The following is a 26,787-nucleotide window of genomic DNA, read 5'->3' as shown; positions in this document are numbered from 1 at the left end:
CCGCCATGGTCAGCGTTTCGCCGCCTCGGCTGCCTTGCGCATGCTCTCCAGCGTGGCATTCGGCGTAATCAGGTTGCCGTCGTAGCGCAGTTCGATCAGCGCCGGCAAGTGCTTGCCGTTCGCGTGTTCGAGCGCGCGCGCCAGCGCCGGTGCGAAGTCGGCGGTGCGTTCGACGACTTCGCCGTGCCCGCCATAGGCGCGCGCCAGCGCCGCAAAGTCGGGGTTGTGCAGCGTGGTGCCGGACACGCGGCCCGGATAGGTCTTTTCCTGGTGCATGCGGATGGTGCCGAACATGCTGTTGTTGAAGACCAGGATCACGACGCCGGCGCCGTACTGCACGGCGGTGGCCAGCTCCTGGCCCGTCATCATGAACTCGCCGTCGCCGGCAAAGGTCACCACGGTGCGCTGCGGATCGACGATCTTCGCCGCCACGCCCGAGGGCACAGCATAGCCCATCGCGCCATTCGTCGGCGCCAGCTGGGTGCGCATGCCGCCGTAGCGCCAGAAGCGGTGCGCCCAGCTCGCGTAGTTGCCGGCGCCGTTGGTGACGATGGTGTCCGCCGGCAGGGCGGCCTGCAGGTCCTGCACCACCTGCCACAAATCGAGCGGCGCCTGGCCATCCTTGAAAATCGGCGGCTGCGCCTGCCAGGCGGCGAGATCGGCTTTCGCTTCCTCCACGGTATGGCGCCAGGCGCTGCTGTCGACCGGTTCCATCGCGGCCAGCATGGCGCAGGCTTGCGGGGCGCCGCTGGCGATCATCAGTTCGGCCTGGTAGACGCTGCCCAGTTCCTCGGGATCGTTATGGATGTGGACCAGTCTCTGTTTCGGCACAGGGGAATCGAGCAGGGTGTAGCCGCCGGTGGTCATCTCGCCCAGGCGCGGGCCGATGGCGATGACCAGGTCGGCGTCTTTCACGCGCGCGGCCAGCTTCGGGTTGATGCCGATGCCGACGTCACCCGCGTAGTTCGGGTGCGCGTTGTCCAGCAGGTCCTGGAAGCGGAAGGTGCAGCCGACCGGCAGCGCGTTCGCTTCCGCGAAGGTCGCTAGGTCGGCGCAGGCCTGCGCGTTCCAGCTGCCGCCGCCGAGCAGGACGACCGGCTTCTTCGCCTCGCCCAGCATGCTGCGCAGGGTGCCGATCTGGCTGGAGGAAGGAGCGGCTTGCACCGGCTGGTAGCGGCGCGTGTCGGCCACCTCGGCCAGCGACACCAGCATGTCTTCCGGCAGGGCCAGGACCACCGGACCCGGACGGCCGCTGGTGGCAATCTGGAAGGCGCGCGCGATGTATTCGGGGATGCGGTCGGCGCGGTCGATCTGGGCCACCCACTTCGCCATTTCGCCGTACATGCGGCGGTAGTCGATTTCCTGGAAGGCTTCGCGGTCGACGAAGTCGTTGCCGACCTGGCCGATGAACAGGATCATGGGTGTGGAATCCTGGTAGGCGGTGTGCACGCCGATCGAAGCATTCGTGGCGCCCGGGCCGCGCGTGACAAAACAGATGCCGGGTTTGCCGGTCAGCTTGCCGTAGGCCTCGGCCATGAACGCGGCGCCCCCTTCCTGGCGGTTGATGACGAAGCGGATGCTGGAATCGTGCAGCGCGTCGAGCACGTCGAGGTAGCTTTCGCCGGGAACGCCAAAGGCGATCTCGACGCCGTGGACGTGGAGCGCGTCGACCAGGATCTGGCCGCCGGTGCGGGAAGGGTGCGTCATGTCTCTGTGGTCCTTGTTGGTTTCGCCCAGCGTGGCCGGGTATCGAAATATTCTATGCCAGCGGCTGGGGCCGGGCTTTTCAAATGGCGACACCGATTTTCAGAAATGCTGGGCGAACAATCTTGCCTCGTATGCAATCAGCATGGACGATGGGATTTGCTCGGGATAAACTTGCCAAAAATTAAATATCGATCCTACCGGGGAAGTCCATGCAGAGACGTCATGTGCTGTTGTCGGCGGTTGCGCTGCTGGGCAGCGGGGCCGCGCTTGCGCTCAAGTCGGGCGACGAGTCCGTCGCCGTGTATGTGGTGCCGCTCGACGACGTGCCGGAAGCCTTGTCGGCGACCGTCGCCCGTGCGCTGGCGCGGCAGCTCGGCATCCGGGTACGGGCCGCGATGCGGCTGCCGCCACTGCGCCTGCCCAGGCTGCCGGGCACGGAGCAATATGCCGCCGAAGCGCTGCTCGAACAGGCCGTGCGCGCCAGCGCCCGCTTGCCGGGGCTGGGACCAAAAACCTACCGCCTGTTCATTACCGCGCGCGACATCAATGCCCAGTCTGGCGGTTTCCGCTACCAGTTCTCGATGCACAGTCCGAACCTGCACTGCTCGGTGGTGTCGATGGCGCGCCTGTTCGAATACGAAAACGGCGAACCGCGCCTGACCGACCGCACCGGCGAACGCACGGTCAAGCTGGCCAAGCGCGCGGTGGGCGAACTGCACCTGGGCTGGAAGCGCTCGACCGATCCGCAGGACTTGATGTATGCGCCGCTGATGGGGCTGGAGGATCTGGATCGGATCGGGAACGAGCATCGGGAGGAGGCGCCGGAGGCACCGCCGCCTGCTGCGCCGTCCAGCCCGCCGCGCAAGGGCGGGACGCTGATTGCGACCTGATTTCTAGCTAGATTGGACTGGCAAACGCCCAGCGGGGGGGCTTTTGGGTTCTACCGGCATCAGCAAGTTCCACCTGAATGCGGCTTCCCTGTGCGAAGGTTGAATCCCAAAAAGCACATGTATCCATCACTCGGCATATAAGAGCACCAGACCTCGCCCTTGCTCCTCATTCGTTCACCGTCCTCAAGACCACAACTGACCCCTTTGGCATCCGGACCGATCGCGTCAAAAATCTCCTTGGCAGCTTGCCCCCTGACGGCAATCGCCAGCTTCCTGTCTGTATTTGTTGGTGGCCCACGATCACCGGGTTCGCCCGAGTAGACAAGATAGGTGGCACCCGCCAACGGTTTGTTCTTTCCTGTCCATGTGCCCTTGTCTTCGGCATGCGAATGCGTCATTAAGAGCGTGGCAATGACTACGGCAAGGTATTTCATTGTGCCCCCAGCTTTAGGCCGATGTGGAAATGGTCATCATGCTGGTCCGGGTGTCGCCTGGATTATCCAGGAACAAGGTCTTGCCTCGGACATGAAGCTGTGGCCCGGAATGCACACGCTAGGAGCAGCGCCCCCCATCGGTTACAATGATGCCCGTGAAGCAGGCCAGACAGTCGCTGGCTGGCGCTGCAAGGCGCTGGCGGGAGGAAGGTCCGGACTCCACAGAGCAGGGTGACGGTTAACGGCCGTCCGCCGAAAGCCGCAAGGTATAAGGCGAGGAATAGGGCCACAGAGACGAGCGTATTTAGTTACGGTGAAACGCGGTAACCTCCACTCGGAGCAATTCCAAATAGGCACGCGTTGATGTTGCTCGCGGAGCGTGCGGGTAGGAAGCTTGAGCGCCGGAGTAATTCGGCGCCTAGAGGAATGATTGTCGTGGCGGGAGTCCCTTCGGGGAGACCAGCCAACAGAATCCGGCCTATCGGCCTGCTTTACACTGAATTTTGCGCGGAGGAGCGATGCCGCAGTCGCAGTCGCAATTTATCCTGGCGCTCGACCAGGGAACCACCAGTTCCCGCGCCATCCTGTTCGACCGCCAGGGCCAGGTCTTCGCCTGCGCCCAGCAGGAATTTCCCCAGCATTTCCCCCAGCCCGGATGGGTCGAGCACGACGCGCTCGACATCTGGACCAGCCAGCTCGCCTGCGCGCGCAAGGTCTTGCGCGACGGCGGCGTCGACGCTACGCAGATCGCCGCCATCGGCATCGCCAACCAGCGCGAAAGCACGGTGGTCTGGGACCGCGCCACGGGCGAACCGATCGCCCGCGCCATCGTCTGGCAAGACCGCCGCACCGCCGGCGCCTGCGACCGCCTGCGCGCCGAAGGCCATGCCCGCCTGATACAGCGCAGCACCGGCCTTGAACTCGACGCCTATTTTTCCGCGACCAAGCTGGCCTGGCTGCTGGACAACGTCCCCGGCGCGCGCGAACGGGCCGAACGCGGCGAACTGTGCTTCGGCACGGTCGACAGCTGGCTCGCCTTCCAGCTCTGCGGGCGCCACGTCACCGATGTGAGCAACGCTTCGCGCACCATGCTCTACAACATCCACACGATGCGCTGGGACCCGGCCCTGCTGGCGCTGTTCAACATCCCGGAAGCGATGCTGCCGGAAGTCGTGCGCAGCGCCGGCGAAGTGGGGCGGGCAAAGGAAGAATGGTTCGGGCGCGCGATCCCGGTCAGCGGCATCGCCGGCGACCAGCAGGCCGCCACCTTCGGCCAGGCCTGCTACGACAAGGGCATGGTCAAGAATACCTACGGCACCGGCTGCTTCATGCTGATGCACGCCGGTTACATGGCGCCCGTGTCGCGGAATCGCTTGTTGGCCACCATTGGCTGGAAGGTCGACGGCCGCACCGACTACCTGCTCGAAGGCAGCGTATTCATGGGCGGCGCCACCGTGCAGTGGCTGCGCGACGGCCTCGGCATCATTAAGGAGTCGAAGGACGTCGAGCCGCTGGCGATGTCGGTCACCGACAGCGGCGGCGTGATGCTGGTGCCGGCCTTCGTTGGCCTCGGTGCGCCGCACTGGGACCCGTATGCGCGCGGGACGATTGTCGGCATGACGCGCGGGACCACGGCCGCCCATATCGCGCGCGCCGCGGTGGAGGCGATCGCCTACCAGAGCGCGGAGCTGCTCGACGCCATGCAGAAGGATGCCGCCTGCCCGGTGACCGAGGTGCGTGCCGACGGCGGCGCCGCCCGCAACGACTTGCTGATGCAGTTCCAGGCCGACCTGCTCGGCGTGCCGGTGGTGCGCCCGGCGGTCACGGAAACGACAGCGCTCGGCGCGGCCTACCTGGCCGGGCTGGCGCAGGGCTTCTGGAGTTCGCGCGAGGAGATTGCCGCGCTGTGGCGCGCCGAGCGCCGCTTCGAGCCGGGCATGCCTGCCGAGCGCCGCGCCGAACTGATGGCGCGCTGGGCCAGGGCGGTGGCGCATGCCAAGGCCTGGGCTGAACATTGACTGGATGGAGAGAGGATGCAGTTTGCAATCGCCCCGGTGGGCAACGGTGTGTTCTGGACCATGGCGGCCATCACCCTGCTGGCCTGCGCCGCGCCGCTGCTGGTGATCCGCCGCGACGGCCTGGCCGTCAGCATGAGGAACGTGGCGCTGTCGGCGCTGCTGATCCTGCCGTTCACGGTGACCCTGGCGTATTCGGTGCACGACAATGCGCTGCGCGTCGAGGGCGGCAAGATCCTGCTGCGCGCCGCCCATTTCTATGAGCACGACCGGCCGCTGTCGGATTTCAGGCTCGATGCGGCAAAGGTCGGCAGCTATGGCGCCATCGAGGAAGCGCGTCTCGGCGCACGCCGCAACGGCATCCACATGCCGGGTTATACGGCCGGCCGCTTCAAGGGTGCCGGCGATGGCGTGGTGTTCGCGGTGATGACCGATCGCAGCCAGGTGGTGTATCTGCCGGCCCGGGTTGGGCCGTCGCTGCTGGTGAGCGTGGAGCAGCCGGAAGCGTTTTTGGCGGCGCTGCGCGGCAAGTAGGGTGGACGGCTATTCCCGGGCGCCCGCCAGCCCGTGGCTGTAGCGCCGTCCACGCGTTCAGCCAGAGCTTGAAACTCCGCGCCCGTGCCAACGTGCGTTGAACGCGTGGGCGGCGCACACGTTGCGTCACCGCGTCGTGCAGGGTGGAGCCGACCACCCTACCTTTCGACGACTTCCAGGTCGAATTCATCCACGCCGGCGATCTCGCCGTGCACGCGGTCACCCGGCACCAGCGCGCCAACGCCCGATGGCGTGCCCGTGAAGATCAGGTCCCCCGGCGCCAGCGTCACCAGGCGCGACAGGTGGGCGATGATGTCCGGGATCGGCCAGATCATCTCGTCGAGCGTGCCTTCCTGGCGCACCGTGCCGTTCACCGAAATGCGGATGCAGGCGTCTTCCGACGGATGGCCGAAGCTGCTCACCGGGCGCAGCGGCGAGCAGGGGGCGGAGGCGTCGAAGCCTTTCGCCATGTCCCAGGGGCGGCCGTTTTCCTTGGCCACGGACTGCAGGTCGCGCCGGGTCAGGTCCAGGCCCACGCCATAGCCCCAGACTTTCGCCAGCGCCTCGTCGGCCGGAATGTCGGCGCCGCCGCTGCGCAGGGCCACCACCAGCTCGATCTCGTGGTGCAGGTCCTGCGTGGCCGGCGGGTAGGGCAGCGCGCCCTCGGCCGGCACCACCGCGTCGGCCGGCTTGGTGAAGAAGAAGGGCGGCTCGCGGTCCGGATTGCTGCCCATCTCGCGTGCATGCGCGGCGTAGTTGCGGCCGACGCAGAACACGCGGCGAATCGGGAAGCGTTCGCTGCTGCCGAAGATGGCGAGCGAGGGAAGGGCGGGCGGCGTGAAGGCGTAGTCGGTCATGAAAGCTCTCTGGTTGGCACGGTTGCTGCCATTCTAATGCTGGGGCGCGAAACAAGGCGCCTGTCGCTCGCATCAAAGATCAAAACCCGATCCGCCCCTTGCCCGGCCCCGGCCGCAGGCGCACGTCCGCGGCCGTCAGGTGACGGCGCCCGTCGGCTACCGCATAGCCCAAGCAGTCGAGCAGGGTCTTGCGCAGTTCGCGCGGCGCCACCGGCGCCAGTTTATCGAGCACCGCGTCGCCTAGTCCCTCGTCGAAGTCCGCCAGGTTCAGTTCCACCACCAGCGCCGCCAGCATGCGCCGCGCAATGCCGGCCGCCTGTTCGCGCGTCGGCGCCGGCACCTCGTACACCGCCATCCGGTTCAGGAGCGGCGCCGGTATCCCCTCGGTGGAATTGGCCGTCAGCACCCAGCAGATCTGGCTGGCGTCGATCTCGACGTCGATGTATTCGTCGCGGAAGGCTTGCGCCGTTTCCGGTTCCAGCAATTGGTAGAGCGCCGCCAGCGGATCGGACTGCGAAGAGCCGCTGGCCTTTTCCACTTCGTCCAGCACCACCACCGGATTCGCGAACTGCCCGCGCACCAGGCGCTCGGCGACCTTGCCGCATTTGGCGCCGCGCCAGCTGGCCGAGCTGCCGGTGATGACGAAGCCGGCCGACAGCGCATTCATGCCGATCAGCTCGAACTCGGTGCCCATGGCCCGCGCCAGGCGCCTTGCGAAATGGGTCTTGCCCACGCCCGGCCCGCCCAGCAGCAGGATCGGCATCAAATTGAAGCCGCGGTTGCCGGCGTGGGCCAGGCGCAGGTAGCGCGCCAGGTCGTCCAGCACCGCGTCGAAATTCGGGCATTCGTCGCGCAGCGGGTCGAGGGCGTCAAGCGAGGAGGGTGTGGTGACGAAGCGCTCGGGGCCGGTTTCGAGCATGCGTTCGTAGAACGCGTCGAGTTCCGGCGAGCGCCCGCGGCTGCGCTCGAGCGCATCCTGGACGTCGATCAGGTCATACACGGGGCGGGTACGGGCAAGGGCGATGCTCACGGCGGCTCCTTTTATGCACAAATCCTAACCCAGTGCACGCCGCTTGCGCAATTTTGTCGGCACTGTCGCGTGCGCCCCTCAGCATCCCAGCTGGATGGCCTGGATGCTGCCCAATTATTGAGCTAGCTCAAACGTAAAGACAGCTTGTCTAGATGAGGTAGCACATTCAGTGTTTTAGCTAAGTGCTTCATTTATCGGGATATTTTGGCTGGAACTCACTTCAGGGAAGCGCGCTAAGTCATTGGTTTCATTGGCAAAATCGGAAAGTTTCCGGACGGAATTCGCTTGACCAGCAACAACGCTTCCTCTAAAGTGGGAAACGGTGTGAAAAAGTGCAGTTTTGTGGGAGAAATTCAGTTCTCCCGGCGCGCAAAACAACTAGACTGATAACTCTCCAAAACTAGGTACCTACGTGTTTCAAGGCGCGTCAGCGATCAATCTCGATGCGAAAGGCCGGATGTCAATACCGGCAAAGCACCGTGACGCCCTTGCACTTCAGTGCGAAGGCCGCCTGACCCTCACCCGCCACCCGCACGGCTGCCTGCTGCTGTTCCCCCGTCCCGTCTGGGAAACCCACCGCGACCAGATCGCCGCCTGGCCGATGTCGGCACGCGCGTGGCAGCGCATTTTCCTCGGTAACGCCTGCGATGTCGAGGTCGACAGCGCCGGCCGCATCCTGATTTCCCCCGAACTGCGCGGCGCGGTCGGGCTGGAAAAGGAAGTGATGATGCTCGGCATGGGCACCCACTTCGAAATCTGGGACGCCGCCAAGCTGGCCGCGGACGAGGCCGAGGCGGTTGCCGGCGGCATGCCGGATGTCCTTTCCAATTTCTCTTTCTGAGGCACCGATGATTACACCCGATACGGTGCCAGCACTGCAGCATCGCACCGTACTGCTTGATGAAGCAATCGATGCGCTGAACCTCGACGAGGGCAAGCGCGCAGACGGCATCTATATAGACGGCACTTTTGGGCGCGGCGGCCACAGCCGCCTGCTGCTGTCGCGCCTGGGCGCGAACGGCCGCCTGATCGCCTTCGACAAGGACCCGATGGCGATCGCCACCGCCGAACAGATCACGGACCCGCGTTTCAGCATTGTCCACGACAGTTTCGCCACCATGGGCGAGGCCCTGCGCGCACGCGGCATCAACAAGGTCGACGGCATCCTGCTCGACCTCGGCATCTCGTCGCCCCAGGTCGACGACGCCGGCCGCGGCTTCAGCTTCCGCAACGACGGCCCGCTCGACATGCGCATGGACACCACGCGCGGCATTTCCGCCGCCGAATGGATCGCCAGCGCCACCGAACAACATTTGGAAAAGGTCATACGCGATTATGGGGAAGAACGGTTTGCTTTTCAGATTGCAAAGGCGATTGTTGCTCGCCGGGCAGTCGAGCCAATTTCAACCACACGCCAGCTTGCCGCAATCGTGGCAGACGCGGTCAAGACTCGGGAAAAAGGCAAGGACCCGGCAACCCGCAGCTTTCAGGCTATCCGGATTTTCATCAATAAAGAGCTTGAGGACCTCGAAGCCGGACTGAGTGCGGCCTACGACCTGCTGGCGCCGGGCGCGCGCATGTCGGTGATCAGCTTCCACTCGCTGGAAGACCGCATCGTCAAGCAGTTCCTGGCCAGCAAAGCCAAGGTCGCCCAGCCCGACCGCCGCCTGCCGATCCGCGCCGTCGATCTGCCGCAGCCGCTGATGAAGCTGATCGCCAAGATCAAGCCGAGCGATGCGGAGGTCGACGCGAACCCGCGCGCCCGCTCGGCGGTGCTGCGCGTGGCCGAGCGCCTGGCCGATGTGGCCGATGTAGCAAAGGGTAGCGCTCGATGAGCAACAAGCTCAACGCCGTGCTGGCTGTCGGCCTGATCGCCTGCGGCCTGACGCTCGTTAACGCGCGCTACCAGTCGCGCCATTTGTTCATCGAGCTCGAACGCCTGCAGCAGCAGTCGCGCCAGCTCGACATCGACTGGTCGCAGCTCCAGCTCGACCAGTCCACCCTCGGCAAGAACGAGCGCATCGAACAGATCGCGCGCACGCAACTGAACATGACCCCGCTGACCCCGGCCCGCACCCAGTACCTGACGGAGGGTGCACGATGAAGCGCGACAAGCCCTTCACCACCGGCCGCGTGGCCGCCTCGAAAGGCATGGCTTTTTCGAAGAGCCCGGTGCTGGCCGTGCGCCTGCCCGACTGGCGCTCGCGCGTGATGCTGTTCGTGCTGTTCGCCGCCTTTGCCGCGCTGGGCATCCGCGCGCTCTGGCTGCAGGGCATGTCGACCCAATTCCTGCAGAAGCAAGGCAAGAGCCGCTACGAGCGCACGCTGGAGCTGCCGGCCACGCGCGGCAAGATCATGGACCGCAACGGCGAGGTGCTGGCCTCCTCGCTGCCGGTACGCGCCGTGTGGGCGATCCCCGAAGACGTGCTGCAGTCGCCGCCGGAAAAAATCACGGAACTGGCGCGCCTGCTCGAGATGCCGGAATCCGAACTGCGCAAGAAGCTCGACTCCGACCGCACCTTCGTGTACCTCAAGCGCCAGGTCGAGATGGACGTCGTCGCCCAGATCGAGAAGCTGAAGATCGGCGGCATCGACACCCGCAAGGAATACAAGCGCTACTACCCGCAGGGCGAAGTCATGACCCACGTGGTCGGCTTCACCAACGTCGAAGACGTGGGCCAGGAAGGCATGGAGCTGGCGCAGCAGAAGTCGCTGGTCGGCACCACCGGCAGCCGCCGCGTGATCAAGGACCGCCTGGGCCGCATCGTCGAAGACCTGGGCCTGTCGCGCGAGCCGCACGACGGCAAGGACCTGGTGCTGTCGGTCGACAGCAAACTCCAGTACATCGCCTACAACAGCGTCAAGAACGCCGTCGAGAAGTTCAACGCCCAGGCCGGTGGCGCCGTGGTGCTCGATGTGCAGACCGGCGAAGTGCTGGCCATGGCCAACTACCCAAGCTACAACCCGAACGACCGCCGCCACCTGACCGGCGCCCAGCTGCGCAACCGCGTCATCACCGACACCTTCGAGCCCGGCTCGACGATCAAGCCGGTGACCGTGGCGCTCGGCCTGGAAACCAAGCGCATCACCCCGAACACGGTGTTCGACACCTCGCCGGGGCGCATGGTCGTCACGGGCAAGACCATTCGCGACACCCACAACTACGGCGTGCGCACCGTGGGCGGCATCATCCAGAAGTCCTCGAACATCGGCGTCGTCAAGATCTCGCAGCTGATCCCGCCACAGGAAATGTGGGAGATGTACACCAAGCTCGGCTACGGCCAGGCGCCGCGCTTCGGCTTCCCCGGCCCGACCGCCGGCCGCGTGCGCCCCTGGAAATCGTGGCGCCCGATCGAGTACGCGAACATGGCCTTCGGCCACGGCCTGTCGGTGTCGCTGCTGCAGATGGCGCGCTCGTACATGATCTTCGCCCGCAACGGCGACATCATCCCGCTGTCGTTCGTGAAGGTGAACGAGAAGCCGGTCGGCCAGCAGGTCATTTCGCCGAAGACCGCTGCCGAAGTGCGCACCATGCTCGAATCCGTGGTCGGCCCGGAAGGCACCGCCTCCAAGGCCCAGGTGCCGGGCTACCGCGTGGGCGGCAAGACCGGCACCGCCGAGAAGATCGTCAACGGCCGCTACTCGCGCACCGACAACATCGGTTATTTCGTCGGCATCGCGCCGATGTCGAAGCCGCGCTTCATCATCGCGGTCATGGTCGACAACCCGCGGGGCGCGCTGCGCACCGGCGGCAGCGTCGCCGCGCCAACCGCGGCCGACCTGGCGGCGAACGCGCTGCGCGCGGCCAACGTGCCGCCCGACTCCTCGGTCACCGACATCATCATTCCCGATGAGCCCCTGGAGGAAAGCTTGTGATGGCGCCGACTATCCATCCGCTCGAAGACATCTGCCGCTGGATTGCCGCCGCAGCACCGGGCGGCAAACTCGTTTCCGATTCGCGCCGCGTGCAGGCCGGCGACGTCTTCTTTGCCTATCCGGGCGATGCCCAGGACGGCCGCCGCTACATCGCCGCCGCCGTCGCTGCCGGCGCCGCCGCCGTGGTCTATGACGACAGCGGTTTCGCCTGGGATGACAGCCTGGATGTGCCGCACCTGGCCGTGCCTGGATTAAAAGCGCAGGCCGGCGCCATCGCCCATGCCTGCCTCGGCCAGCCCGATGCCGGCATGTTCACCGTCGGCGTTACCGGCACCAACGGCAAGACCTCGATCGCGGTCTGGCTGGGCCAGGCGCTGGCGAAACTCGGCGACACCGCCGCCGTCATCGGCACGCTCGGCGTGGGCCTGTTCAGCGGCCGCGCCGAACCGGAATTCATCGAGACCGGCTACACCACGCCCGACGCCGTGCTGCTGGCCGCCAACCTGGCCGCCGTGCGCGAGGCCGGCGCGCGTGCGCTGGCCATCGAGGTCTCGTCCATCGGCCTGGAGCAGGGCCGCACGAACGGCATGCATTTCGACGTCGCCGTCTTCACGAATCTCACGCGCGACCACCTCGACTTCCATGGCGACATGGAGAATTACGAAGCGGCCAAGCGCAAGCTGTTCGCATGGCCGGGCTTGAAGAGCGCCGTCGTCAACCTCGACGATCCGGCCGGCGCGCGCCTGGTCGATTACCTGCGCACGCAGCTGCCGCAGGTGGCGGTCACCGGCTACACCCTGCAGAACGAGGCCGAACAGCCTGCCATCGAAGGCATGGCCATCCTGCGCGCCGCGCACAAGCGCGCACGCCCGGCCGGCACCGAATTCACCCTGGAAGCGGACGGCGCCAGCCTGCTCGTGAAGACCCGCCTGGTCGGCCACTTCAATATCAGCAATGCGCTGGCCGTGCTGGGCACGCTGCTGGCCAAGGGCGTGGACCTGAAACGCGCGGCCGAGGCGGTCGAGGCCCTGACGCCGGCCCCGGGCCGCATGCAGCAGGTCGGCGGCCAGGATGCGCCGCTGGTCGTGATCGACTACGCGCACACGCCGGATGCGCTGGAAAAAACCCTGGCCGCGCTGCGCCAGGTGGCGACGGAACGCGGCGGCGCCCTGTGGTGCGTGTTCGGCTGCGGCGGCGACCGCGACCCGGGCAAGCGCCCGCAGATGGGCGCCATTGCCCAGGCGGCCGACCAGGTCATCGTCACCAGCGACAACCCACGCAGCGAAGAACCGGGCGCCATCATCGCCCAGGTCGTGGCCGGCATGAATCCGGATGCGCGCCACCAGGCCATTGAAGACCGGGCGGCGGCCATCCTGTCGGCCGTCAAGCACGCAGGCAAGCACGACGTGATCCTGCTGGCCGGGAAGGGCCACGAGCCCTACCAGGAGATCAAGGGCAAGAAGCTGCCGTTCTCCGATGCAGACCACGCCGCGCTGGCCCTGACGGCGCGGCTCACCATGATGAGGACACACTAAGCATGCGCGGTTCGCTCGCACAACTGATCGCTTCGATGCCTGGCTCGCAGCTCTCCGCTGACACCAGCTTCAACGGCGTCTCGACCGACAGCCGTACGGCTCCCGCCGGCGCGCTGTTCGTCGCATTGCGCGGCGAGACTTTCGATGCCCACGATTTCCTGGAACAGGTTGCCGCGCGCGGCGTGGCCGGCGTGGTCGTCGAGCGCCTGCCGGAAGGCTGGACCCTGCCGGCCATCGTGGTGCCGGATACGCTTACGGCCCTGGGCCGGATCGCCAACAGCTGGCGCAAGCAGTACGCGATCCCGCTGATCGGCGTCACTGGCAGCAACGGCAAGACCACGGTCAAGGAAATGATCGCGTCCATCCTGGCCGCCGCCTTTGGCGCGAACGAGCGCCTGGCCACGCAGGGCAACCTGAACAACGAGATCGGCGTGCCGCTGACGCTGATGCGCCTGCAGCCGGCGCACCGCGCGGCCGTGGTCGAACTCGGCATGAACCACCCGGGCGAGATTGGCCGCCTGGCGGCGATCGCCCAGCCGACCGTGGCGCTGGTGAACAACGCCCAGCGCGAGCACCAGGAATTCATGCACACCGTGGAAGCGGTGGCGCTGGAAAACGGCTCGGTGTTCACCGCGCTCCCAGGCGACGGCGTGGCCGTGTATCCGGGCGACGACACCTATACGCCGGTCTGGCAGGGGCTGGCTGCGCATTGCCGCAGCCTGACGTTCGGATTGAACGACGCCTGCGACGTGCGTGCCACCTACGTCGCCAGCGGCTTCGGTAACAATTTGCAAATCATCACCCCGGCCGGCCCGTTCGCCGTGACACTGGCGGCCGCGGGCGAACACAATGTGCGCAATGCGCTCGCCGCATTCGCCTGCGCGCTGGCCGCCGGCATCGAACCGAGCGCCATCGTGCGCGGCCTGGAAAGCTTCGCGCCGGTGGGCGGGCGCCTGCAGCGCAAGCAGGCCGCCAACGGCACGCTGGTCATCGACGACACCTACAACGCGAACCCGGATTCGATGCGCGCCGCGATCGACGTGCTGGCAAGCTATCCGGCGCCGCGCTTCCTGGTGATCGGCGACATGGGCGAAGTCGGCGCCCAGGGCAAGGAATTCACCGAAGAGATCGGCGCATATGCGCAGGCACGCGGCATCGAGCACGTGCTGGCAACGGGCGACCTGTCGCGCCACCTGGCAGCGGCGGGCGCCGAGTATTTCGAGCAGTTTGACGCATTATTGGCAGCACTGGACAAGCAACTGGGCGGCAATTCTGATGCAACTGTGTTGGTGAAGGGCTCGCGCTTCATGAAGATGGAACGCGTGGTCAATCACCTGATTGGTTCAACAAACACTGGCAAGGACGCCCACTAACACCATGCTTCTCTGGCTTGCACAATACCTGCAGGACTATATCGGTCCGATGCGCATCTTTAATTTCATCACCTTCCGCGCGGTGTCGGCGGCGATCACCGCGATCGCGCTCGGCCTGTTCACGGGGCCGGCCGTGATCCGCAAACTCACCGAACTGAAGGTCGGCCAGGCGGTGCGCACCCAGGGTCCGCAGACCCACCTGAAAAAGCACGGCACCCCGACCATGGGCGGCGTGCTGATCCTGATTTCCATCGCGATTTCCACGCTGCTGTGGTGCGACCTGTCGAACCGCCTGATCTGGCCGGTGCTGGTGGTGACCCTCGGCTTCGGCGCCATCGGCTGGGTCGACGACTACCGCAAGGTGGTCTACCAGGACCCGGAAGGCATGCGCTCGGGCGAAAAATACTTCTGGATGTCGCTGATCGGTATCGCCGCCTCGCTGTATCTGGCGTTCTCGGTCTCGGCCCCGACGCCGTGGGAAGTCGGCCAGCTGTTCTGGGCCTGGGTGCAGTCGGGCTTCTCGATGGACCTGCCGCCGAAGGCCGACCTGATCGTCCCCTTCTTCAAGACCATCAGCTATCCGCTGGGCGTGTGGGGCTTCATCGCGCTCACCTATTGCGTGATCGTCGGCACCTCGAACGCGGTGAATTTCACCGACGGCCTCGATGGCCTGGCCATCATGCCGACCGTGATGGTCGGCGGCGCGCTTGGCCTGATCGCCTACCTGACCGGCAACGTCACTTATTCGAAGTACCTGTTCATCCCGCACATCGCCGGCGCCGGCGAACTGCTGATCTTCTGCGGCGCCATGGCCGGCGCGGGCCTGGCCTTCCTGTGGTTTAACGCGCACCCGGCCCAGATGTTCATGGGCGACGTCGGCGCGCTGGCCCTGGGCGGCGCGCTCGGCACCATCGCCGTCATCGTGCGCCAGGAGATCGTGCTGTTCATCATGGGCGGCGTGTTCGTGGCCGAGACCCTGTCGGTGATCATCCAGGTAAGCTGGTTCAAGTTCACCAAGAAGCGTTATGGCGTCGGCCGCCGCGTGTTCCTGATGGCGCCGCTGCACCACCATTTCGAACAAAAAGGCTGGAAGGAGACCAAGGTCGTGGTCCGCTTCTGGATCGTGACGATGATCCTGGTCCTCGTCGGTCTCTCCACCCTGAAACTGCGCTGATCCATGGACTACAACGGCAAACTCGCACTGGTGCTCGGGCTCGGCGAATCCGGGCTGGCGATGGCGCAATGGCTGGCCCGTTGCGGCGCGCGCGTGCGCGTGGCCGACACGCGCGCCGAGCCGGCACGCCTGCCCGCATTGCGCGACGCCGTGCCGGGCGCCGAGTTCGTGGCCGGCGCGTTCGATGCCGCGCTGCTGGACGGCGTGGGTTTTGTCGCCATCAGCCCGGGCCTGGCGCCGAACCGCGAACTGGCGGCCATCGCGCCGGCCGCTGCAGAGCAAAACATTCCGCTGTGGGGCGAGATCGAACTGTTCGCCCAGGCCCTCGCTGCGCTGAAGGAAAGCCAGGGCTACAGCCCGAAGGTCATTGCGATCACCGGCACCAACGGCAAGACCACCGTCACCAGCCTGACCGGTTTGCTGTGCCGCCGCGCCGGCTTCGATACCCGCGTGGCCGGCAACATCAGCCCGGCGGCGCTGGACGTGCTGCGCGAAGCGCTTGCCGAAAACAAGCTGCCGCAAGCCTGGGTGCTGGAACTGTCCAGCTTCCAGCTGCACACCACCTACAGTTTGAACGCCGACGCCGCCACGGTCCTGAACATCACCCAGGACCACCTGGACTGGCATGGCGACATGGCGGCCTATGCGGCTGACAAGGCGCGCATCTTCGGCGCCGACACCATCCGCGTGCTGAACCGCGACGATGCGACGGTGATGGGCATGACCGCACCCGATGCCCCGTTCGTGACCTTCGGTACCGGCGAGCCTGACGCGCCGAACGCCATGGGCCTGGTCAACGAGCGCGGCGTGCTGTGGCTGGCCACCGCCGTTGCCGGCGAACCGAGCGAGAAAAAACTGAAAAAAGGGGAGACCCCTGAGCCGGTCGAGATCACGGTGAACCGCCTGATGCCGGCCGACGCCCTGAAAATCCGCGGCCTGCACAACGCCTCGAACGCCCTGGCCGCGCTGGCCCTGTGCCGCGCCGCCGGTCTGCCGCTGGCGCCGCTGCTGCACGGCCTGCGCGAATACGCGGGCGAGCCGCACCGCGTGGAACTGGTGGCGCACATCGACGGCGTCGACTTCTACGACGACAGCAAGGGCACGAATGTCGGCGCCACCGTCGCCGCGCTGCAGGGCCTGGGCAAGGCATTCGCCGGCGCCGACCAGCAGATCGTCTTGATCGCCGGCGGCGACGGCAAGGGGCAGGACTTCACGCCGCTGGCCGAGCCGGTGTCGCGCTACGTGCGCGCCGTGCTCCTGATCGGCAAGGATGCCGCCGCGATCAAGGCCGCCATCGAGCCGTCCGGCGTGCCGTGCTTCGACATGAACGATTTGCCGCAGGCCACGCGCCGCGCTGCCGGCCTGGCGCGCGCGGGCGACTGCGTGCTGCTGTCGCCAGCCTGCGCCAGCCTCGACATGTTCACCAACTATGCGCACCGCGCCCAGGTGTTCGTCGACACCGTGCGTGACGTGGCGCTGGACCGGGGAGTGGAGCTCTGATGGCTTTCCAGATCCCGTTCAAGTTCTCGGCGCCGAAAGGCGAGGCGGCGATTGCCGAACGCGCACGTCCGTCGAAGATGATGAGCTACGACCAGCCGCTGGTGTGGGTGGTGCTGATCCTGATGCTGTTCGGGATGGTGATGGTGTATTCGGCCTCGATCGCGCTGCCGGATTCGCCCAAGTTCTCCTACCTGCAGGGCAAGCACGAATACTTCCTGCTGCGCCAGGCCATCTTCATTTCGGTGTCGGTGGTGGCCGCGTATTTTGCTTTCCGCATTCCGGTGGCCGCCTGGCAAAAGCTGGCGCCGCTGATGTTCGTGGTCACGCTCTTCATGCTGATCCTGGTGCTGGTGCCGGGCGTCGGCGTGTCCGTGAATGGTGCACGGCGCTGGCTGTCCTTGAAACTGTTCCAGGTGCAGCCGTCCGAGATCATGAAGATCGTGGTGGTGCTGTACGCCGCCGACTTCACGGTGCGCAAGCAGCAGTACATGCACAAGCTGACCAAGGGCTTCATGCCGATGGCCTTTGCCGTCGGCGTGGTCGGCATGCTGCTGCTGCTCGAACCCGACCTGGGCGCCTTTGGCGTCATCGTCTGCATCGCCATGGGCATCCTGTTCCTGGGCGGCTTCAACATGGTCTGGTTCGGTGGCATCGGTGCCATCCTGGTGGTGGTGTTCTCGTCGATCATTGCGCTGTCGCCGTTCCGCCGCGCGCGCATGTTCGCCTACCTCGACCCCTGGCAGGAAGACAATGCCCTCGACAAGGCCTACCAGTTGACCCACTCGCTGATCGCTTTCGGCCGCGGCGAGCTGGCCGGCGTGGGCCTGGGTAACAGCGTCGAGAAGCTGCACTACCTGCCGGAAGCGCATACCGACTTCATCATGGCGGTGATCGGCGAAGAGCTCGGCCTGGCCGGCGTGCTGGTGGTGCTGGCGCTGTTCTACTTCCTGGTCAAGCGCGCCTTCGACATCGGCCGCCAGGCCATTGCGCTCGACCAGTTCTTCGCGGGTCTCGCCGCGAAGGGCATCGGCATCTGGCTCGGCGTGCAGACCTTCATTAACATGGGCGTGAACCTGGGCCTGCTGCCGACGAAGGGCCTGACCCTGCCTCTGATGAGCTATGGCGGCACTGGCATCATGATCAACTGCGTCGGCCTGGCGATTTTGCTGCGCATCGACTACGAGAATCGCGTCCTGATGCGGGGAGGACGAATTTGAACAAGCCCGTGAAAAAACTCATGATCATGGCCGCCGGCACCGGCGGCCACATCTTCCCCGGCGTGGCAATCGCACAGACCATGCGCGCGCGCGGCTGGAGCGTCACCTGGCTCGGCACCGCCCACGGCATGGAAAACGAATTCGTGCCGAAGCAGGGCATCGCCATGGACAGCATCGACTTCGCCGGCCTGCGCGGCAAGGGCATCGGCCATACCGTAAAGGGCGCCTTCAAGATGGCGGCCAGCTTCGCCACCTGCCTGCGGGTGCTGGGGCAGCGCAAGCCCGACGTGGTGCTGGGCATGGGCGGCTACGTGACCGTGCCGGGCGGGATGATGGCGCGCACGCGCGGCATTCCGCTGGCCCTGGTGAATGCCGACGCCGCGCTGCTGCTGTCGAACAAGACCCTGGCGCCCCTGGCCAGCCGCGTGCTGTTCGGCTTCCCGGCCGACTTCGGCAATGCCGCAGGCAAGGCGGTCGTCACCGGCAACCCGGTGCGCCAGGCCATCCTCGATCTGCCAAAACCCGCCGCGCGCTTTTTAGGGCGCAGCGGCCCGCTGCGCGTGCTGGTGGTCGGCGGCAGCCTGGGCGCGAAAGTATTGAACGACAGCGTGCCGGCCGCGCTGGCGCGCATCGACGCGAATGTGCGCCCGATCGTCACCCACCAGTCGGGCAAGAAGAACATCGACGCCCTGCGCGCGGCCTATGCGGCAGCGGAAGTGCAGGCCAATGTGGTCGACTTCATCGACGACATGGCCGCCGCCTATGCCGAAGCCGATCTCGTGATCTGCCGCGCCGGTGCGATCACCGTGTCGGAACTGACGGCGGCGGGCGTCGCCAGCGTGCTGGTGCCCTTCGTGGCATCGACCACCAGCCACCAGCGCGACAATGCGGTGTGGATGGACCAGCAGCAGGCGGCGATCCACCTGCCGCAGGGCGAGCTGTCCGCCGAGCGCGTGGCGCAACTCCTGATGAACACCACGCGTGCGCAATGCCTGGCGATGGCCGAGGCGGCGCAAAAAGTGGGCAAGCGCGACGCGAATGAAGCGATCGCCAACGTACTCGAACAACTCGCCAACAATAAGAAATAAGAACCAAGAAACAAGAATGAAGCACAAGATCAAGCACATCCACTTCGTAGGCATCGGCGGCAGCGGCATGAGCGGCATCGCCGAGGTGCTGCTCAACCTCGGCTACAAGGTGTCGGGTTCGGACCTGTCGAACAACCCGGCCGCGCAACGGCTGAAGGACCTGGGCGCGCGCGTGTATCTCGGCCACGCCGCCGAGAACATGGCTGGCGCCGACGCGGTCGTGACCTCGACCGCCGTCAACGAAGCCAACCCGGAAGTGGTGGCCGCGCGCGCCGCACAGATTCCCGTGGTGCCGCGCGCGATCATGCTGGGCGAACTGATGCGCCTGAAGCGCGGCATCGCGATTGCCGGCACCCACGGCAAGACCACCACCACCAGCCTGGTCGCATCCGTGCTGGCCCAGGGCGGCCTGGACCCGACGTTCGTGATTGGCGGGCGCCTGACCGCCGCCGGCGCGAATGCCAAACTCGGCACCGGCGACTACATCGTGGCCGAAGCCGACGAGTCGGACGCCTCGTTCCTGAATTTGTCGCCGATGATCGAGGTAATCACCAACATCGACGCCGACCACATGGAAACCTACGAGCACGACTTCGAGAAATTGAAGGGCGCGTTCGTCAATTTCACCCACCGCCTGCCTTTCTACGGCCGTGCGATGCTGTGCATCGACGACCGCCACGTGTGCGCCATCCTGCCGCAGGTAACGAAACCGGTGACCACCTACGGCTTCTCGGAGGACGCGCAGGTGCGTGCGCTGGATGCCTATGCCGACGGCGTGCACATGCACTTCACCGTGCGCCAGGAAGGCTACCCGGACACCAAGTTCGTACTGAACCAGCCGGGCATGCACAACGTGCTGAACGCCTGCTCGGCAATCGCCATTGCGCGCGAGATCGGCATCGACGATGCTGCCACTGCCCAGGGCCTGCTGGAATTTCGCGGCGTCGGCCGCCGCTTCACCCGCTACGGTGAAGTCGCGATCGAGGGCGGCGGCAGCTTCACCCTGGTCGACGACTTCGGCCACCACCCGGTGGAAACCGAAGTCACGCTGGCCGCCGCGCGCGCCGCCTACCCGGGCCGGCGCCTGGTGCTGGCCTTCCAGCCGCACCGCTACAGCCGCACACGCGATTTGTTCGAGGACTTCGTGAAGGTCCTGTCGACGCCGGACGTGCTGCTGCTGGCCGAAGTCTATCCGGCCGGCGAGGCGCCGATCGTCGCGGCCGATGGCCGGGCCCTGGCGCGCGCACTGCGTACCGGCGGCAAGACCGAACCGATTTTCGTGGAAACGATCGCCGAGATGCCCGACGCGATCCGCCAGGCGGTGCGTGACGGCGACGTCGTGCTGACCATGGGCGCGGGCTCGATCAGCGGTGTTCCGCATTTGTTAACTTCTTCCCAAAAGGTTGCATCGTGAGCGCACCTATCCTCACCAACTTCGGCAAGGTCGGCGTCCTGATGGGCGGCCGCTCCGCCGAGCGCGACGTATCGATCATGTCCGGCACCGGCGTACTGAAGGCCCTGCAAAGCCGCGGCATCGACGCCCACGCCTTCGACCCGGCCGAGCGTTCGCTGGCCGAACTCGCGGCAGAGAAATTCGACTGCGTCTTCATCGCGCTGCACGGCCGCTACGGCGAAGACGGCAGCCTGCAGGGCGCCCTCGAGCAGCTCGGCATTCCCTACACCGGCAGCGGCGTCATGGCGTCGAGCGTCGGCATGGACAAGATCACGACCAAGATCATCTGGCTGTCGAAAGGCATCCCGACGCCGCGCTACGCCACCGTGACGCCGGGCGACGACCTCGACGACGTCGTGGCCGAACTCGGCCTGCCGCTGATCGTCAAGCCGCCACTCGAAGGCTCAACCATCGGCATCACCAAGGTGGAACAGGCCGAGGAATTCGAAGCCGCAGTCAGCCTGGCTGCCGGCTTCGACGAAGTCATCCTGGCCGAGGAATTCGTCACCGGCCGCGAGTTCACGGTCGCCGTGCTCGGCTCGGGCAAGGATGCGCGCGCGCTGCCGATCGTCGAGATCGTGGCCCCGGCCGGCAACTACGACTACCAGAACAAGTACTTCACCGACGACACCCAGTACCACTGCCCGGCGGATTTGCCGGCCGAACTGACCGCGGAAATCCAGAAGCACGCCGTGAATGCCTACCGCGCGCTGGGCTGCGAAGGCTGGGGCCGGGTCGACGTGCTGGTGCGCGAGAGCGACATGCGTCCGTTCCTGCTGGAGGTGAACACCTCGCCGGGCATGACCGGGCACTCGCTGGTGCCGATGGCGGCGCGTGCGGTGGGCATCAACTACGAAGACCTGTGCGTCGAGATCCTGCGTTCGGCGCGCTGCAAGATGGTGAAGGCACAAGGCTAACAAGATGTGGCATGACGTACGCGCCCTGAACGCCACCGCCAGCACGCTGCTGGCGGCGACGCTGCTCGCCGGTGTGGCAAGTGGCGTGTGGTGGCTGAGCCAGCGGCCGATGTTCACGCTGCGCGCGGTGAAGATCGAGAGCCTGTACGGCATCGGCCTGCGCCACGTGAACGAGCTCACGGTGCGGAACAGCGTATTGGGCAAGATTCGCGGGAATTTCTTCACCACCGACCTGGACCAGGTGCGCACGACCTTCGAGGCAGTGCCATGGGTGCGGCGCGCCACCGTGCGGCGCGAGTGGCCGAACCAGCTGATCGTCGAGGTCGAGGAACACGAGGCCCTCGGCACCTGGGGCGAAGGGCGGCTGCTGTCGGTGAAAGGCGATGTCTTCACCGCCAACCTGGCCGAGGCCGACGACGACCACGAGCTGCCGGCGTTCAGCGGTCCGGCCGGCAGCGAGAAGGAAGTGCTGGCGCGCTTTGCCGAACTGCGCGCCTGGTTCGCGCCGGTGAAGCTGGTGCCGCAGGAACTGGCGCTGTCCTCGCGCTATGCCTGGACCGTGAAGCTGGACAACGGCATGAGCGTGGAGCTCGGCCGCGAGCAGGACAAGAATTCCGTCAAGGCGCGCGTGTCGCGCCTGGTCGGGGTCTACCCGCAGCTGGTCGCCCGGCTGCAGGAAGGCCGGATCGACACGATCGACATGCGTTACCCGAACGGCCTGGCCTTGTCGTCGGCGGCACTTACCGTGCCTGCGGATGCAACGAAGCCGGTGAAGCCGACGGTGAAGAAAAAAACAACCAACAAAACAACCAAGCATATCTAAAGCAGGCGAGCAATGACAAAAGACGCGAAAAACCTGATCGTCGGCCTCGACATCGGCACCTCGAAGGTGGTGGCCGTCGTGGCCGAGGTGATGTCCGACGGACGCCACGAGGTCATCGGCCTCGGTCAGCACGAGTCGAAGGGATTGAAGAAGGGCGTCGTGGTCAACATCGAGGCCACCGTCGAATCGATCCAGCGCGCGCTCGAAGAAGCCGAGCTGATGGCCGACTGCAAGATCCGCAACGTGTACGCCGGCATCGCGGGCAGCCATATCCGCTCGTTCAACTCGAGCGGCATGGTCGCGATCAAGGACAAGGAAGTCACCGCCACCGACGTCGCGCGCGTGATCGAGACGGCCAAGGCGGTGAACATCCCGACCGACCAGCAGCTGCTGCACACGGTGCCGCAGGAGTTCATCGTCGACAACCAGGAAGACGTGCGCGAGCCGATCGGCATGAGCGGCATCCGCCTGGAAGTGCGCGTGCACATCGTCACCGGCGCGGTGTCCGCGGTGCAGAACATCGTCAAGTGCGTGCGCCGCTGCGGCCTGGAAGTGTCGGACCTGATCCTGCAGCCGATGGCCTCGGCCGACGCCGTGCTGACGGGCGACGAGAAGGAGCTCGGCGTGGTCCTGATCGACATCGGCGGCGGCACCACCGACATCGCGGTTTTCAGCGATGGAGCGATCCGCCACACCGCCGTGATCCCGATCGCCGGCGACCAGATCACCAGCGACATCGCGATGGCGCTGCGCACGCCGACCGGCGAGGCCGAGGAAATCAAGCTGCGCTACGGCGTGGCCAAGCAGGTGCTGGCCGATCCGGGCGAGACCCTGGAAGTGCCGGGCCTGGGCGACCGCGGCCCGCGCGCGCTCTCGCGCCAGGCGCTGGCCGCCGTGATCGAGCCGCGTGTGGAAGAACTGTTCGCGATGGTGCACCAGGTGGTGCGCGAGTCCGGCTACGAGGGCGTGCTCTCGTCGGGCATCGTGCTCACCGGCGGCACCGCGATGATGCCGGGGATGATCGAGATGGCCGAGGACATGTTCCTCAAGCCGACCCGTCTCGGCACGCCGGACTACCGCGGCCAGCTGGCCGACGTGGTGCGCAGCCCGCGCTACGCGACTGTTTTAGGTTTGCTGTTGGAAGCGAAAAAGCAGTACCTGCGAGGCCATATCGTGACGCGCCAGGATGGTTCGGTGAAGGCGGTCTGGCAGCGCATGAAGGAATGGTTCCTGGGGAATTTCTGAATGCAGTTGTAACGGTTTACAAAGTAGATTTCTGAGCAGCAATGGGCGGCCTCAACAAGCGTCTTTGATTCGATACAAACACACATATTTTTACAATACATAGCAGTATCCATGGGCCAGTCCTGATAACCTTGTGAGGTTTGGCGCTTGGGTGCTGCAATTTGAAGATGAGGAGTCACATCATGGAGTTCGATATGGTCGATAACGCAGCACTGGGAACGGTGATCAAGGTCGTCGGCGTGGGTGGTGCAGGCGGCAACGCGGTGCAGCACATGATCAACAAAGGCGTCTCGGGCGTCGAGTTCATCGCCGCGAATACCGATGCCCAGGCACTTGCGGCATCGAGCGCGAACAACATCATCCAGATCGGCGAGTCCGGCCTGGGCGCCGGCATGCGTCCGGAAATCGGCCGCCAACTGGCCGAGCAGACCCGCTCGCGCATCGAGGATTCGCTGCGCGGCGCGCACATGGTCTTCATCGCCGCCGGCATGGGCGGCGGCACCGGCACCGGCGCCGCACCGATCGTGGCCGAAGTCGCGAAAACCATGGGCGCCCTGACCGTTGCCGTGGTCTCCAAGCCGTTCTCGTACGAAGGCAAGAAGTGCATGGACGTCGCCGAAGCCGGCCTCGAGGAACTGTCGAAGCACGTCGACTCGCTGATCATCATCCTCAACGAAAAGCTGGAAGACATCTACGAAGATGAATCCATGCTCGAATGGATGAAGCATGCCGACGACGTGCTGAACAACGCCGTCGCCGGTATCGCCGAGATCATCAACGTGCCGGGCCACATCAACGTCGACTTCAACGACGTGAAGACCATCATGAGCGAGCAGGGCAAGGCCATGATGGGCACCGCCACCGCTTCGGGCGTAGACCGCGCGCGCATCGCCGCCGAACAGGCCGTGGCTTCGCCGCTGCTCGACGGGATCGATTTGTCCGGCGCCAAGGGCGTGCTGGTGAACGTGACCGCATCGCGTGGCCTGAAAGGCAAGGAGATCAAGGAAGTCATGGCCGCCGTGCGCGCCTTTGCCGCTCCCGACGCATCGATCGCGCAAGGCATCGCCTACGACGACGCGATGGGCGACGAGATCCGCGTGACCGTGGTCGCGACCGGCCTGGGCAAGGCGCAGAAGATGCAGCTGGTCCAGCAGCCGCAGCAAGTCCTGCGCACCGGCACCTACAACACCCCGATGATGGGCGCCGGCACGCTGCCGGCAGGCCTGAACACCGGCCACGCTGGCCACGCCGGCAACCTCGGCGGCAACGACGGCATGAAGCAGCCGGCCGTGTGGCGCCGCGAGCAGGCATCGGAACAGGTGCAGGCGATGCAGCGCAACGGCGTCGAGACCTACGACATTCCGGCCTTCCTGCGCAAGCAGGCCGACTGATCGGCTAAACGATCGGGGTCGTACCCAAAAACGGGACCGGGGCTTGCTCCGGTCCCGTTTTTTTGTAGGGTGGACGGCTTTGCCGTCCACGCGTTCAACCAGCGTCCGCATATCGCAACGGCGTCATGGGTGGCCGAACGATCGTGGAACGCGTGGACGGGGAACCCGTCCACCCTACACGCTTAAAACCCCGGTGCCGGCACTTCGGGAATCGGATTGCGCAAACTGACATTCAGCATATTCCAACCCCGGATCACCGCGATCGCATAGCCCAGTTCCGCGATCTCGTTATCGCTGAACTGCGCACGCAGTTCCGCAAAATCCTCGTCCGTCGGTGCCGCCCCCGGAATCGCATTCACCGCTTCCGCCCAGCGCAGCGCCGCCCGTTCGCGTGCGCTGAAGAAGGGCGCCTCGCGCCAGCCGGCGATCGCGTTCAGGTGGCGCGGATCGGCCTCCTGCTTGACGAGGTCGCGCCAGTGCATGTCGATGCAGACCCCGCAGCCGTTGATCTGCGAAACCCGCAAGTTGACCAGCTCCACCAGGCGCGGGCCGAGCGAACTCTTTTTTACGCTGGCCGACAGCGCAATCATCGCCTGCAGGTTCGGATGGGCCAGCTTGTAGAAATCGATGCGTGCAGCGTGAGACATGGCATGGGTCCTTTCAGGAAAGGGAGGCGCACCGTGCGCGCTCCTCTCCCCAAGACGGCCCGGCGCTGCCGTTTGTGACAGCCTAAATCGTCTGCGGCGCTCCCGCCAGCTTGTCCGGATTGCGGATCACGAAGGCAGCCACGATGCGCCCGGCGTCCACGATGAAGGACTGCGCCGATTCGATCCGCCCATCGACATAGCGCAGCAGCCCCGGCTCGCCATTCACTAGCGCCTCGCGGTAGGCCACGCGTCCCGGGAAGGCATGCTCGACCGACCAGTAGACCCCGGCCACGCGCCCGGCGCCTTCCAGCATGCGCAGGAAGGACTTGACCTTGCCGCCGCCATCGGACACCAACTGCACGTCGTCGGCCAGCAGCGCCTTCATCGCCGCGCGGTCGCCCGCGCCGGCCGCCTGCATGAAGCGCGCCAGCAGTGCGCGGTGGGCCGCCTGCGGCACGTCGAAGCGCGGCTGTTCCTGCTTTACGCGCGCCTGGGCCCGGTGCACCAGCTGGCGGCAGGCCGCTTCCGACTTGCCGAGCATGGCGGCGATGTCCGGGTAATCCTGGTCGAACACCTGGCGCAGGAGGAAAGCGGCGCGCTCCTCAGGCGCCAGGCGTTCCAGCACCCACAAGAAGGCCACCGACACATCGCTGGCCAGTTCGGCCGCCGCTTCCGGCGTGTGTGCATCCTCGATGAGCGGCTCGGGCAGCCACCAGCCGACGTAGGTTTCGCGTTCCAGCTTGCGGCTGCGCAGGCGGTCGATGGCCAGGCGCGTGGCGACCGTCACCAGCCAGGCCTCGGGTGTGGCGACGTTCGCACGCTCGCCGCCGTTCCAGCGCAGCCAGGCATCCTGCACCACGTCCTCGGCGTCGGCGCGCGTGCCGAGCATGCGGTAGGCGATGGCGAACAGGCGCGGACGCACGGCATCGAAGCTGTCGGCCGGCGCAAGAGAAGAGGGGAGGATCATGCTGCATTCTCGATTGGGTTGACGATCCATGCAAGACGGCCGGTGCAGCGCGTTTGTGACAGCTTGCCGTTTGTCGGCCCGGCTGTCGATCCGTCGCCTGTCTTGCAGCGGCGG

At 65.9% G+C, this 26,787-nt stretch carries 24 protein-coding genes and 1 other RNA gene; 19 read left to right on the top strand and 6 right to left on the bottom strand.

The genetic code is table 11. The features are described 5' to 3' along the window. Nucleotides 1-9 precede the first annotated feature (9 nt). Nucleotides 10-1,707, bottom strand: a complete 1,698-nt coding sequence (locus ACWYRN_RS03830; RefSeq protein ID WP_488691203.1) for a thiamine pyrophosphate-binding protein — start codon at nt 1,705-1,707, stop codon at nt 10-12. Nucleotides 1,708-1,916: 209 nt separating this feature from the next. Between ACWYRN_RS03830 and ACWYRN_RS03825 the strand changes: the two genes are divergently transcribed. Continuing rightward, entirely contained in the window at nt 1,917-2,597 is a 681-nt protein-coding gene (locus tag ACWYRN_RS03825) for a hypothetical protein (RefSeq protein ID WP_488691202.1), read from the top strand. A gap of 59 nt (nt 2,598-2,656) precedes the next feature. Here ACWYRN_RS03825 and ACWYRN_RS03820 read toward each other — a convergent pair whose 3' ends face one another. Next, nucleotides 2,657-3,031, bottom strand: a complete 375-nt coding sequence (locus tag ACWYRN_RS03820; protein ID WP_488691201.1) for a hypothetical protein — start codon at nt 3,029-3,031, stop codon at nt 2,657-2,659. Nucleotides 3,032-3,188: 157 nt separating this feature from the next. On the opposite strand from ACWYRN_RS03820, the gene rnpB reads away from it, so the two are divergent. From rnpB to ACWYRN_RS03805, 3 genes are all read left to right on the top strand, one after another. Then, nucleotides 3,189-3,528: RNase P RNA component class A (gene rnpB / locus ACWYRN_RS03815), an RNA gene on the top strand. 21 nt (nt 3,529-3,549) lie between these two features. Beyond that, entirely contained in the window at nt 3,550-5,049 is a 1,500-nt protein-coding gene (glpK, locus tag ACWYRN_RS03810) for a glycerol kinase GlpK (RefSeq protein WP_488691200.1), read from the top strand. 15 nt (nt 5,050-5,064) lie between these two features. Continuing rightward, the gene (locus tag ACWYRN_RS03805; protein ID WP_488691199.1) at nt 5,065-5,580 is read left to right on the top strand and encodes a PH domain-containing protein; all 516 of its coding nucleotides are present in this window, start codon (nt 5,065-5,067) and stop codon (nt 5,578-5,580) included. Between the two features lie 158 nt (nt 5,581-5,738). On the opposite strand, the gene ACWYRN_RS03800 is transcribed toward ACWYRN_RS03805, so the two are convergent. Together ACWYRN_RS03800 and ACWYRN_RS03795 are read right to left on the bottom strand one after the other, a co-directional pair. Continuing rightward, nucleotides 5,739-6,437, bottom strand: coding sequence for a fumarylacetoacetate hydrolase family protein (locus ACWYRN_RS03800; RefSeq protein ID WP_488691198.1), 699 nt, complete (start codon nt 6,435-6,437; stop codon nt 5,739-5,741). 79 nt (nt 6,438-6,516) lie between these two features. Further along, on the bottom strand, nt 6,517-7,467 hold the full coding sequence (locus tag ACWYRN_RS03795; RefSeq protein WP_488691197.1) for an AAA family ATPase: 951 nt from the start codon (nt 7,465-7,467) through the stop codon (nt 6,517-6,519). Between the two features lie 412 nt (nt 7,468-7,879). On the opposite strand from ACWYRN_RS03795, the gene mraZ reads away from it, so the two are divergent. The 15 genes from mraZ (at nt 7,880) to ftsZ (ending at nt 25,059) form a co-directional block, all read left to right on the top strand. After that, nucleotides 7,880-8,308 (top strand): division/cell wall cluster transcriptional repressor MraZ, encoded by a 429-nt coding sequence (gene mraZ, locus ACWYRN_RS03790; RefSeq protein ID WP_229438001.1) that lies wholly within the window; start codon nt 7,880-7,882, stop codon nt 8,306-8,308. A 7-nt stretch (nt 8,309-8,315) separates the two neighbouring features. Continuing rightward, complete coding sequence (gene rsmH, locus ACWYRN_RS03785; protein WP_488692772.1) at nt 8,316-9,302, top strand: 16S rRNA (cytosine(1402)-N(4))-methyltransferase RsmH; 987 nt, start codon at nt 8,316-8,318, stop codon at nt 9,300-9,302. Further along, nucleotides 9,299-9,571, top strand: coding sequence for a cell division protein FtsL (gene ftsL / locus ACWYRN_RS03780; protein WP_229437999.1), 273 nt, complete (start codon nt 9,299-9,301; stop codon nt 9,569-9,571). The genes rsmH and ftsL overlap by 4 nt, the downstream gene beginning before the upstream one ends. Next, entirely contained in the window at nt 9,568-11,343 is a 1,776-nt protein-coding gene (locus ACWYRN_RS03775; protein WP_488691196.1) for a peptidoglycan D,D-transpeptidase FtsI family protein, read from the top strand. Before ftsL ends, ACWYRN_RS03775 begins: the two co-directional genes overlap by 4 nt. Further along, entirely contained in the window at nt 11,343-12,878 is a 1,536-nt protein-coding gene (locus ACWYRN_RS03770) for a UDP-N-acetylmuramoyl-L-alanyl-D-glutamate--2,6-diaminopimelate ligase (protein WP_488691195.1), read from the top strand. The genes ACWYRN_RS03775 and ACWYRN_RS03770 overlap by 1 nt, the downstream gene beginning before the upstream one ends. 2 nt (nt 12,879-12,880) lie before the next feature. After that, entirely contained in the window at nt 12,881-14,251 is a 1,371-nt protein-coding gene (locus ACWYRN_RS03765; protein ID WP_488691194.1) for a UDP-N-acetylmuramoyl-tripeptide--D-alanyl-D-alanine ligase, read from the top strand. 4 nt (nt 14,252-14,255) lie between these two features. Then, nucleotides 14,256-15,425, top strand: a complete 1,170-nt coding sequence (gene mraY, locus ACWYRN_RS03760) for a phospho-N-acetylmuramoyl-pentapeptide-transferase (protein ID WP_229437995.1) — start codon at nt 14,256-14,258, stop codon at nt 15,423-15,425. Nucleotides 15,426-15,428: 3 nt separating this feature from the next. Beyond that, nucleotides 15,429-16,925 (top strand): UDP-N-acetylmuramoyl-L-alanine--D-glutamate ligase, encoded by a 1,497-nt coding sequence (murD, locus tag ACWYRN_RS03755; RefSeq protein WP_488691193.1) that lies wholly within the window; start codon nt 15,429-15,431, stop codon nt 16,923-16,925. After that, entirely contained in the window at nt 16,925-18,142 is a 1,218-nt protein-coding gene (gene ftsW, locus ACWYRN_RS03750; protein WP_488691192.1) for a putative lipid II flippase FtsW, read from the top strand. The genes murD and ftsW overlap by 1 nt, the downstream gene beginning before the upstream one ends. 20 nt (nt 18,143-18,162) lie before the next feature. Further along, entirely contained in the window at nt 18,163-19,230 is a 1,068-nt protein-coding gene (murG, locus tag ACWYRN_RS03745) for an undecaprenyldiphospho-muramoylpentapeptide beta-N-acetylglucosaminyltransferase (protein WP_488692771.1), read from the top strand. 16 nt (nt 19,231-19,246) lie between these two features. Next, nucleotides 19,247-20,644, top strand: a complete 1,398-nt coding sequence (murC, locus tag ACWYRN_RS03740) for a UDP-N-acetylmuramate--L-alanine ligase (RefSeq protein WP_488691191.1) — start codon at nt 19,247-19,249, stop codon at nt 20,642-20,644. Nucleotides 20,645-20,685: 41 nt separating this feature from the next. After that, the gene (locus tag ACWYRN_RS03735; RefSeq protein ID WP_488692770.1) at nt 20,686-21,600 is read left to right on the top strand and encodes a D-alanine--D-alanine ligase; all 915 of its coding nucleotides are present in this window, start codon (nt 20,686-20,688) and stop codon (nt 21,598-21,600) included. A gap of 4 nt (nt 21,601-21,604) precedes the next feature. Beyond that, nucleotides 21,605-22,423, top strand: coding sequence for a cell division protein FtsQ/DivIB (locus ACWYRN_RS03730; protein ID WP_229437990.1), 819 nt, complete (start codon nt 21,605-21,607; stop codon nt 22,421-22,423). 12 nt (nt 22,424-22,435) lie between these two features. Beyond that, nucleotides 22,436-23,668, top strand: a complete 1,233-nt coding sequence (gene ftsA / locus ACWYRN_RS03725) for a cell division protein FtsA (protein ID WP_229437989.1) — start codon at nt 22,436-22,438, stop codon at nt 23,666-23,668. Between the two features lie 182 nt (nt 23,669-23,850). Further along, entirely contained in the window at nt 23,851-25,059 is a 1,209-nt protein-coding gene (ftsZ, locus tag ACWYRN_RS03720) for a cell division protein FtsZ (RefSeq protein ID WP_488691190.1), read from the top strand. Nucleotides 25,060-25,241: 182 nt separating this feature from the next. Here the strand turns inward: ftsZ and ACWYRN_RS03715 are convergent, their stop codons facing one another. Further along, a complete protein-coding gene (locus tag ACWYRN_RS03715) occupies nt 25,242-25,706 on the bottom strand; it encodes a carboxymuconolactone decarboxylase family protein (protein WP_488691189.1) in 465 nt (154 codons plus the stop codon). Between the two features lie 82 nt (nt 25,707-25,788). Continuing rightward, nucleotides 25,789-26,673: an RNA polymerase sigma-70 factor gene (locus tag ACWYRN_RS03710; protein WP_488691188.1), complete on the bottom strand. Its 885-nt coding sequence runs from the start codon at nt 26,671-26,673 to the stop codon at nt 25,789-25,791. Nucleotides 26,674-26,787 lie beyond the last annotated feature (114 nt).

The organism is Massilia sp. BAP21, from assembly GCF_057801335.1.
This window is presented reverse-complemented; position numbering and strand designations above follow the sequence as displayed.